The following is a 10655-nucleotide window of genomic DNA, read 5'->3' on the forward strand; positions in this document are numbered from 1 at the left end:
TCCAGTTAGTTGTTTTGTAACGAGGTTTAGGCATGAGGCTACGACGATTGATGGGCGTAGCCGCTCAGATCGTAGTTTCTTGATTTAGTTCCATCGAATTACGCAACAAAGCCGTTATTTATTATCAAAAGAAACTCTAAGGTCTATACTCAAAAATAAACTATTGATTTAACAATATGACACGTCGCCAAGAAATAGAAGACAGCCTCCAAAGCCCCTTATATAGTCGCATCGGTCGGCGCATCATTCTCATCATGGTACTCCTCAGTGGCCTGATCACTATTTTCACCACACTATTACAGCTTTCTTGGGATTATAAAAAAGAATTCGATACCGTTAACCAACGGCAACTCGAGATCCGTGATATTCACATTCCGCTACTCGCTTCTTCTGCGTGGAACTTTGACTTGCAATCACTGCAACAAGAGATAAATGGTTTGGTAAATCTATCGAAAATTGATTTCCTCAAGGTCGAAACGGGAGGCTACAATTTTGAGTCTGGAAAAATGGTCACGGTCAATGCGATAAACAAGCAGTACCCCTTGCTTTATAAACATCCAGACAGCGGTAAAGTAGAACAAATTGGTCAACTCTACATGCAATCTAATGCGCAGGAGATATACAACTATCTGATATGGCAAGCTGTGCGCACGCTACTACTCAACTCGGCCAAAACACTGCTGGTTTGCTTACTGGTATTGATGGTTTTCCACCGCAGTATCAACCAAAGGATTTTCTACATCGCTCAGTACTTAAGGAAGTACAACCCTCTTCATCCAGCGGAGCCTTTAGTTCTTGAGCACCAAGCATGGATTTCTGAAAAAAACGATGAGCTTGACTGGCTTGGCGAAGAGGCGAATAAGATCACCAATAACGTTACGCTACTCTACAACAACATTAAACAAGAGCAAGAGCGCCTCAAGGAATTTGCTCTCATATCAACTGATTGGATGTGGGAGACCAATCAGCATAATGAGCTCATCTATTGCTCCGATTGCATGAAAGAGGCATTGACTATTGAACATCACACCACCCCTAAACTTAGTGACCTTGCAGCGCTAAGTCACTGTAACCAGCTCCATAAGAACATTCAGCAGCAAAACTCATTCTCAAGATGCGAAGAAACCATTAATCTAAATCAGTCTGAGCAACACTTGATGTTTCAAGCCAACGCTCGCTATAAAGATAATAAGTTCCTAGGGTTCCGCGGCACCGCAATAAATATAACTGAGCTAAAACTGACTCAACTAAAACTTGAAGAGCTTAACCAAAATCTCGAACACACGGTGGCAACTCGTACCTTAGATCTCAAACAAAGCATGGATCAATTGAAACATGCACAAGAGCAACTGGTTGAATCTGAGAAGTTGGCGGCGCTCGGTGGGTTGGTTGCTGGGGTTGCTCACGAAGTTAACACGCCACTTGGGATCGCGGTTACTGCAACGTCTGTGATTCGTGACGTAACAGAAGAAGCCAATCAAGCCTTTGCTAACCAAACTCTCACCACGGACCAATTTAAGTCACTGATGGAGAGGATGTCTGAAAGCACAACGATGCTCGAACACAATCTCAATAGAGCGGCAAAACTCATCAAAGACTTCAAGCAAACGGCCGTTGACCAAGTTTCCGAGAGTCGAAGCCAATTTCAAGTGTATCAGGTATTAGATGCGCTGATCGCTAGTGTCCACCCCGAAACCCGAAAGGTGCCTGTCGTGCCTGTACTTGAGGGCGATACCAACACAACAATGAACAGCCTGCCGGGGGTGCTGACTCAGGTCATTTCGAATCTGATCATGAACAGTATTAACCATGCGTTCCACGAGCAAGGTTCACCACAAATAACCATTGCTTTCCACCAAAATGGCGACATGATGGTATTCGAATATCATGACAATGGCAGCGGTATAGAAGCCTCGCTTCATCACAAAGTATTTGAGCCTTTCTATACTACCAAACGCGGTAAAGGTGGATCAGGGTTAGGTTTAAATTTAGTGTTTAACTTAGTGAAACAAAAACTGAAAGGTGATCTGGTATTTAACTCAGCACCGGGTGAAGGTGTCCATTTCGAACTCACGCTACCAAAGAACTTGCCCATCAGCGATGAGCCTGGGCACGAGTTTGAGTATCACATATAAAAATGATTGATTTAGGGTCTGTTGACCCTAATCAGGCAACGAGTTACGAATCTCGATAAATTCATTCCAATGATCAACAAGTAAATCGACGAGCTTAGGTTCGAAGTGGAGGCCTCTTTGATTGAGGATTTCAGCCTTAATATCTTTATCGCTCCAAGGCTCTTTATAGCTTCGCTTAGCACCAAGCGCATCAAATACATCCGCCAATGCGGCAATACGACCACTAATTGGAATATCTTCACCTTTCAACCCATTAGGATAGCCCGTACCATCCCATTTTTCATGGTGATAGGCGGCAATTTCTTTTGCTACAACTATCAAACGGCGTTTTGAACGGCTAAGAATTTCTACGCCATAATCGACGTGCTTTTTCATGATATCCCACTCGTGCTTATCGAGTTTGCCTGGTTTATGTAAGATCGAGTCAGGCACGGCCACTTTACCGACATCATGGAGAGGCGAAGCATGCTTCAGCATATTGGCTTCGTCTTCGCTCAAACCATACAAAAGTGCGAGCTTTTCACAGATCAGAGAAACACGCTGAACATGGGCGCCGGTTTCACGGCTTCGCGCTTCTACTGCGTTTGCGAGGCTATATACCAGCTCTTTTGAAGTATCTTTGATGTCTAATAGCAAGCTAAGATTTTCAAAAGTTAAACCTATATTCTGCATATAGATTTCGAGCAATTGAATATCAAGTTCAGACATATCTTTCTGAAAGTTAACATACAAAAGACTATCTACATTTTGCTCATCATTGGTGTAAAGTACAAACGCGTCACCGAAGTGTTGTGAATGCCTCTCGTTCAACACTTTCTGACAACGCATAGAGACCAGTTCCGGCAGTTTGTTAAACGCACATTCGCTATAACAGTCAACGTACTCCCTTGTTGCTGCAATGGTCAAAGCTCGCGTTGCTTCACCATCTGGGCGAGGTTTAACGACACAATAGAAAGCGGATTTTTCCAATTGCAATAAAGACGTGAGTTGTTCGAGAACAGCAGAAGCGTAGGTTTTGAGCGTCGAGGTGTTTTGTACTTTTGCAGATGACTCAATAACCTTGCGCAATCCCAGTTTTTGTTGCTCGATCAAACATAAATCTCGATAAGAACGCAGCATTGAGTAGAGTAAGGTTTTTAACTTTTGGGTGGTAAGTTCTGTTTTCTCTTTGTAATCGTCAATCTCATATTCGCGGATGACAATATCTTCAGGCGCTTGGCCAGCTTGACCTGTCCGTAACACAACCCGCATTAATCTGTCATCTAAATCGTCGCGAATAAACTTAACCAGCTCTAGACCAGCATGTTCTGTTTCCATCACCACGTCGACTAAGGCTAAAGCGATATTGTTGCTCTGCTGGCAAATTTGCCTAGCCTCTTGTCCAGAATGCGCAGAAATAAGGTTGAGCTTTCGTCCATCAAAACGAAAGCCCGTTAGCGCCAGCCGTGTAACTTGGTGCATCTGAACATCATCATCGACAAGCAGTACTGTCCAAGGTTCAGAACAATCAAGCTCAGCAGGTTGGTTACTCTGCGGTTTTTCTTGATCTCGTTGGTCAGCAAATAAATCCATTTATCACCTTAAATAACATACCGGTTCACTATTTAGGTTTAGCACAGATCCGCAAGCAATTGCTACTTACCCATTAGTCTTACGTGCTTTATCAAATAGCGGTCAAACTTTGCGTACAGTGGCTCGGCTCACTAACGTTGGTTCTAGTTGAACTACCTCAGTATCATTTGAATGGCCATCTAGCTTATTCAGTAATGCCTCGACAGCCGCTTTACCCAGTCGGTACTTCGGCTGATGAATAGTGGTTAACGCAGGGCTCATAAATTTCGCGATATGGATATCATCGTAGCCAATGATGGAAAGATCCTCAGGAATGCTAACCCCTTTTTCATGGGCGGCATTAAGCACCCCCATCGCCATCATGTCATTGCAGACAAAAATTGCGCTTGGTAACTCGCCTCGGTCATACATCTTATTAAAGGACTCGTAGCCACCTTCACACTCAAAATCAGACTCAACAATCCAATTGGCTTTAAACTCTAGCCCTTGCTCATTGAGAGCACGCTTATAGCCTTCGTAACGCATTTGAGCTTGATGCTTAACTAAAGGGCCTGTAATGCAACCAATATGCTTATGGCCTGATTCAATCAAATGTTTAGCAGCTAGATATCCGCCACGCAGCGAATTATCTTGGATCTTATCACTAGTAAACAGCATAGGGCCCCAATCCATGACTACGACTGGGATATCTTGATATTGTTCGAACACCTCTAGGCGCTCTCCTTCCAATGAAGAGCACATTAGAATTAAGCCATCGACTCTTTTCTGCAAAAGTGTATTTATCGACTCCCGCATCCGCTCATGGTCGCCTTCGGTGTTGCAAAGAATCAAGCTGTAGCCTTGATGATAGCAACTGCGCTCAACACCTTTTACAACCTCACCAAAAAACGGATTGGTTGAAGTAGTCACAAGCATGCCAATGGTTTTAGTACGATTAACTTTGAGGCTGCGGGCCAATGCGGAGGGACGATAGTTGAGCTCTCGTGCAGCATTGTTGACGCGCTCCGAGATCTCTTCGCTAACAAAACGGGATTTATTGATGACATGACTCACCGTCGACGTGGATACACCCGCGCGTTTTGCGATATCTTTCATTGTCGCCATGTCATTCTCTCCTTGATCGTGGCCAGAGGTTAACTTCGCTCTGCTAAGAAAGCGTCGACTTCCTCCCTATTCGGAATTGAGGTCTGGGCACCGAAACGGGTCACAGAGATAGCCGCAGCTGCATGCGCGAAGATTATCGCTGATTTTAAAGGTAAATCTTCCAGTAAACCAGTGACTAGTGCACCATTAAAGGTATCACCAGCAGCGGTTGTATCTGTAGCATCAACTTTAAAACCTGGGATTAGCTCGCCACGACCGTTTTCACTTAGCCACACACCTTTGGCACCTAATGTGATCATAACGATCTCAATACCTTTGCGATGCAGCTCGTTTGCCGCTTCTTGTGCGCTATCATTATCTGTCACTGTAATGCCAGTAAGCACTTCGGCTTCTGTCTCGTTCGGTGTAATGACATCAACACATGCAAGCAGCTCATCTGGCAACGGACGCGCTGGCGCTGGGTTTAGAATCACATTAGTACGAGCCTCTTTCGCAACTTGCGCTGCTTTCTCAATGCCGCACATGGGCGTTTCTAGCTGGGTAAGTAAATACTTGGCTGAGCGAATCTGCTCTAAATCACTCTCTATCGCTTCAGCTGTTAGCTTGCCATTCGCTTCAGCAGAGATACAAATGCTATTTTCACCGCTGTCGGAAACTTGAATCATCGCAATGCCCGTAGGGCAATTGGGTTCCATTTTAACGCCAGCAATATTGATGTTATCCATCTTGAAGTTTTCGCGAATATTGATGCCGAACGCATCGTCCCCCACACAAGCAATAAAGCCGGTATCTGCGTTCAAGCGCGCTGCTGCAACCGCTTGGTTTGCGCCTTTACCACCTGGGATAACTTGATAGTTAGGATTACCAGCCGGGATAAAAAGGTGTTCATTCAGGCTGGTACAATAGCAATAAGCTCTAACATAAAGATCATTGCTATTCGCCCTTCTCCCCTAAACGACAGATTTAAAAAGGGAGAAGGACAAAGTTTGTTGTCGGTTACTTAGTCACAACTTTTAGCGGTACTGGGATGTACTCTTCTACCTGAGAACCTTTCAGTACTTTGTCAGCGGTTTCGATACCTAAAGCACCGATTAAGTCAGGTTGCTGTGCAATCGTCGCGGAAAGCTTGCCACGGTTAACCGCTGCAATACCGTCATCAGTGCCATCGAAGCCAACAATCATCACATCTTTACCAGATGCTTGAACTGCACGAAGTGCACCTAGTGCCATCTCATCGTTCTGCGCAAATACCGCTTGTACATCTGGGTTAGCCGCTAGCAAGTTTTCCATCACGTTTAGACCTTTCGTACGGTCGAAGTCAGCCGGTTGGCTCGCAAGCACCTCCATTTCACTACCTTTCACCGCATTCATGAAGCCTTCACCACGTTCACGTGCCGCAGATGTACCCGCGATTCCTTCCAGTTGGATAACTTTTGCTTTCATACCCACTTTTTCAACGATGTAGTTACCGGCCATTTCGCCGCCCACTACGTTGTCAGAAGCAATGTGGCTGACCACTTCACCACGGCTTGCACGGTCATTTTGCGAGTCTAATACAATTAGGTCATAACCTAACTCTTTGGCCTTTGCTTCAGCACCATCTTTCATCGTAACGAAGAAAGGATTGTTTAGCGTAGACAACACGATGGCCATCGTATCCTGAGCTTGTACGGCGACAGAAACCGTTGACGAAAGTAGTGCAGCAGAGATAAGAGTCGTTAGTTTTTTCATTTTCTCAGTCCTTGTGTAGGGTGAGCCAAGACACGTCACTTGGCTCGATTTAGTTATGATTTACTTGTTTTTGTTGTCTACCAGTACCGCAAGTAGGATTACCACTGCTTTTGCGATCATCTGGTAGTAGGAGGATACATCGAGTAGGTTTAGCGCGTTGTTGAGGAAGCCGATAATCAGCGCACCGATTAGCGTGCCCATAATTCGGCCTTTACCACCCATCAAACTGGTGCCGCCAAGTACAACCGCCGCAATAGCATCAAGCTCGTAGCCCATACCCGCAGTCGGTTGTGCAGATGACAGACGTGAAGTGACGATGATGCCGGCAAGCGCAGCAAGCAGACCACAGATTGCGTAAACACCAATCTTCACGCGGTCTACGTTGATACCTGATAGGCGAGTTGCTGATTCGTTACCACCTAAGGCATACACATAGCGGCCAAAACGAGTGTGATTTAGTAAGTACCAAGCAGCCGCAAATACAATAACCATTAGCCAAACTGGAACAGGGATACCTAATGCGTAACCTGTACCGAACCAAGCAAATGCATCTGCTGTGTCAGTAAAGCCAGTAGAGATTGGTCGACCGTCGGTATACACCATAGTGACACCACGCAGTAGTGTCATAGTCACAAGCGTTGCGATGAAAGCTTGCACTTTACCCTTCGCGATAATAATGCCGCTTATCGCACCTAACGCGGCACCGGCGACAAGCGCAGTCGGCACGGCAATAAGCACCGGCACTTCCATCGCTATCAAACTCGCAGCAAATGCACCGCATAGTGCCAGAACAGAGCCGACACTTAGATCGATACCTGCGGTTAAAATCACCAACGTCATACCCACTGCAATAATGGCATTGACCGAGGTCTGGCGTAGGATGTTAAGAATGTTGTCGACAGTAAAAAAGTTAGGATTCAAGAATGACACGACAACAATCAAAAACAGCAAAGCTATCAATGATTTTTGTTCAATCAACCACTCTTTACTCAACAGCTTCTTGCTGGTCGTTTGTGTTGGTTTGCTCATGGTATTGGTACTCATGCTGCTTCCTCATTAATCTTTTTGCCTACGGCACAGGCGAGTAATTTCTCTTGGTCGGCGTCTTTCGCATCAAACTCGCCACTTATTCGACCTTCATGCATCACAATAATGCGGTCGCTCATGCCTAACACTTCGGGCATTTCCGACGAGACAAGAATGATGCTCATACCATCGGCTTTAAATTTGTTGATCAGTTGGTAGATCTCTTTCTTCGCGCCTACATCAACACCGCGAGTTGGCTCATCCAGAATCAGAACTTTCGGCTTGGTCATTAAACCCTTGGCAATCGCCACTTTCTGCTGGTTACCGCCTGAAAGGTTGCCAATTATCTGGTCTCGGGTTGGCGTCTTGATGTTGAACAGCTTGATGAAATCTTCAACAGCGAGGGCCTCTTCCCCATGTTGAATACGACCACCTTTGGTTAGCTTATCGAGGGAACAAAGTGACATGTTCTCTTTGACCGAGAGCCCCAACACTAAGCCGTCACCTTTTCTATCTTCAGAGATATAAGCAATGCCGTTAGATAGGCCATCTTGCGGACTGATCGGATTAATGGTTTTGCTTTCTAGGTTGATTACGCCACGTTCGCTTAGCAGCGCGCCGTAAATCACCTTCATCAACTCCGTGCGACCTGCGCCCATTAGCCCAGAAACACCAAGGATTTCGCCGCGCTTAAGAGTAAAACTGACATCGTTAACGCCAGAACCTGTCAAGCCAACCACTTCTAAGCAGGTTTCACCATGGCGGACGTCAATGCGTGGGTACTGCTCATCAAGCTTACGGCCTACCATCATCTCGATTAAGCCATCTTCATCGGTGTCGGTCACTTGACACTCACCGATAAACTTTCCATCACGCAGCACAGTAATGTCATCACAAATTTGAAAGATCTCTTTTAGGCGGTGAGAGATGTAAACAATGCCACAGCCTTGATCACGCAGTTCATTGATCACACTGAACAGAGACTCGGTTTCTGTATCAGTCAGCGCATCCGTTGGCTCGTCCATGATGATGACCTTCGAATCAAAGGAGAGCGCTTTAGCGATTTCGACCATCTGCTGCTCGCCTAGACTCAGGTCGCCTAGCGAGGTTTTAGAACTGTGTTTAACGTTTAAACGTGCAAGTAGCTTGTCCGCTTCGTCATACATTTTACCCCACTGAATCCCACCAAAGGCGCTAGTAAATTCGCGACCAAGGAAGATATTTTCAGCAATGGTTAGCTCTGGGATTAAGTTAAGCTCTTGGTGAATAATGCTAATACCAGCTTGCTGCGAGTCTCTTGGCCCCTTAAATGCGGCGGCTTCACCTTGGTAGTGAATCGTGCCTGAGTCTTTAGTGTAAATACCGGTAAGCACTTTCATTAGCGTTGATTTGCCAGCGCCGTTTTCCCCCATTAAAGCCATAACTCGGCCTGGGTACACATTAAGACTGGCTTTATCCAGAGCTTTAACCCCCGGAAAAGCTTTTTCAATCGCGCTGAGTTGAAGAATGGCTTGAGTCATAACTCTTCCCTATCGTCGTACGGGTTAAAAGACCACACCTGCTTGGAAGATAACATTCGCATACGGCGTGCATTCACCGGTACGAACAACAGCTCGGCTATTAAATGTTCTTTGTTTAAACTCTTCGTGAGCAACATAAGTCACTGCAATCTGCTTACCATTTCGCTCACCTTCCGCAGCAAGCTCTTTAATTAATGCATCGTGATGACTTGGGCTGACATCGGCAAACTCTTGAGCAACAATCACACTCTCAACTTGAGATTCGGATAGCAACACACGTACAGTGTCCAAGAAAGAAGGTACGCCGTGAGTCAAGGCTAGATCAATACGTTGTACTTCGTTAGGGATTGGCAGGCCGGCATCACAGACTGTGATTTCGTCGGTATGACCTAGCGTCGCCACTAGGTAAGAAAGTTCTGAATTTATAAGGGTGCTTTTCTTCATTTTGTCGACCTTTCAATAATGCTTTTATCGTACGATGAGCTTCATTTCCCAACTAAATTTGTATTGACAGAAAACTCATCGAAACGTTTCGATAGCATAATAGTCTGCCGCATTTAAATTTCGATACCCTGATATTGAGAGTGTGAAACTGATCTTCTTTGCGAGGCATTTCTCACTCTCTAGAGTGACAACGATCACCCGTCGAAACGTTTCGATGGGTGATTCTAACCAGATTTTGCCGCAAAAATACGTACTACTTGTCATTTTTCGCTATAGTGGCATAACGATTTAATAGTTGGATTTTGATATGAAAAAAACGGCTCTAATTGTGCTAGCTCTCGTTACTTTAAGCGGTTGCCAGAAGGAAATAGGGACCCAGGCTTGGTGTGACGAAATGACAGAGACACCAAAGAGTAAATGGACTGGGCAAAATGCAATAGATTACGCCAAGTACTGTGTCCTACTCGACGCGGTAGGCAGCGAGAGTTGGTGCAATGAGTTAAAAGAAAAACCAAAAGGTGACTGGAGTGCGAATGATGCCAAAAACTTCGCCCAGTACTGTGTTTTTTAACCGGATTTAGAAAACGTAAGGTCAGCCCGAAGCCTAACCTTTTTCGATAGCCTTGCTGTTAAACCCGCTCTTCCAACGCAATGTTGCTATTGGCCCATAACAAAGCTTGTAAGCGATTCTTGGCGTTGATCTTCTTAAAAATATTGTGCAAGTGAGTTTTTACCGTGTTTTCACTAACAAAAAGTTCTTCCGCAATCTGGATGTTTGACGCCCCATACCCAAGTAAGCGCATGATCTCTTTCTCGCGTTTGGTCAAATTGGCATAAGCTTGAGACGTAGTCACCGTGTTTGCGCAGCGAAAATGCTCAATATAATCTTGTGCGACTTTACGCGACAACCACATTTCGTCGTTCATGATCTTCTCCATACCTTTCAGTAGCAGAGATACTTCATCATCGACATAAAACACACCGACTAAACTACGCCACTTAAAAAGCTGGCTTGAAGGTGCATCATTTGGGCAGTTAAATACTATCTCTTTTACTGGCTCGTGGTGGATCGTTTTTGCATGGTTGTACGATTCAAACTTAGTGTCGTCCAGATAGTGGTAAT

General features: G+C 45.2%; 9 protein-coding genes and 1 pseudogene. 2 read left to right on the forward strand and 8 right to left on the reverse strand.

Going from position 1 to position 10655, the window contains the following annotated elements; all coding sequences use genetic code 11:
- Nucleotides 1–176 precede the first annotated feature (176 nt).
- Nucleotides 177–2135, forward strand: a complete 1959-nt coding sequence (locus tag QTO00_RS13585) for a PAS domain-containing sensor histidine kinase (protein ID WP_331425284.1) — start codon at nucleotides 177–179, stop codon at nucleotides 2133–2135.
- A 27-nt stretch (nucleotides 2136–2162) separates the two neighbouring features.
- On the opposite strand, the gene QTO00_RS13590 is transcribed toward QTO00_RS13585, so the two are convergent.
- The 7 genes and pseudogenes from QTO00_RS13590 to rbsD all read right to left on the reverse strand — a co-directional run bounded on the left by QTO00_RS13590 (nucleotide 2163) and on the right by rbsD (nucleotide 9532).
- Complete coding sequence (locus QTO00_RS13590) at nucleotides 2163–3707, reverse strand: DUF3369 domain-containing protein (RefSeq protein ID WP_331425285.1); 1545 nt, start codon at nucleotides 3705–3707, stop codon at nucleotides 2163–2165.
- A 102-nt stretch (nucleotides 3708–3809) separates the two neighbouring features.
- Nucleotides 3810–4811, reverse strand: a complete 1002-nt coding sequence (locus QTO00_RS13595) for a substrate-binding domain-containing protein (RefSeq protein WP_331425286.1) — start codon at nucleotides 4809–4811, stop codon at nucleotides 3810–3812.
- Nucleotides 4812–4840: 29 nt separating this feature from the next.
- A pseudogene (gene rbsK, locus QTO00_RS13600) lies at nucleotides 4841–5668 on the reverse strand (ribokinase); the annotation flags it as partial.
- A gap of 139 nt (nucleotides 5669–5807) precedes the next feature.
- Nucleotides 5808–6542, reverse strand: a complete 735-nt coding sequence (locus tag QTO00_RS13605; protein WP_331425287.1) for a substrate-binding domain-containing protein — start codon at nucleotides 6540–6542, stop codon at nucleotides 5808–5810.
- 60 nt (nucleotides 6543–6602) lie between these two features.
- Nucleotides 6603–7586: a ribose ABC transporter permease gene (rbsC, locus tag QTO00_RS13610; RefSeq protein WP_331425288.1), complete on the reverse strand. Its 984-nt coding sequence runs from the start codon at nucleotides 7584–7586 to the stop codon at nucleotides 6603–6605.
- Nucleotides 7583–9088 (reverse strand): ribose ABC transporter ATP-binding protein RbsA, encoded by a 1506-nt coding sequence (gene rbsA / locus QTO00_RS13615; RefSeq protein WP_331425289.1) that lies wholly within the window; start codon nucleotides 9086–9088, stop codon nucleotides 7583–7585. The genes rbsC and rbsA overlap by 4 nt, the downstream gene beginning before the upstream one ends.
- A 24-nt stretch (nucleotides 9089–9112) precedes the next feature.
- Nucleotides 9113–9532, reverse strand: a complete 420-nt coding sequence (gene rbsD / locus QTO00_RS13620; protein WP_331425290.1) for a D-ribose pyranase — start codon at nucleotides 9530–9532, stop codon at nucleotides 9113–9115.
- Nucleotides 9533–9839: 307 nt separating this feature from the next.
- Between rbsD and QTO00_RS13625 the strand changes: the two genes are divergently transcribed.
- Nucleotides 9840–10103, forward strand: coding sequence for a DUF3012 domain-containing protein (locus tag QTO00_RS13625; protein ID WP_331425291.1), 264 nt, complete (start codon nucleotides 9840–9842; stop codon nucleotides 10101–10103).
- Nucleotides 10104–10161: 58 nt separating this feature from the next.
- Here QTO00_RS13625 and QTO00_RS13630 read toward each other — a convergent pair.
- Nucleotides 10162–10655: LuxR C-terminal-related transcriptional regulator (locus QTO00_RS13630; RefSeq protein WP_331425292.1), on the reverse strand; the 494-nt coding region annotated here is incomplete at its 5' end.

The sequence above is a fragment of the Vibrio sp. M260118 genome (assembly GCF_036533755.1).
Classification (GTDB): Bacteria; Pseudomonadota; Gammaproteobacteria; order Enterobacterales; family Vibrionaceae; genus Vibrio.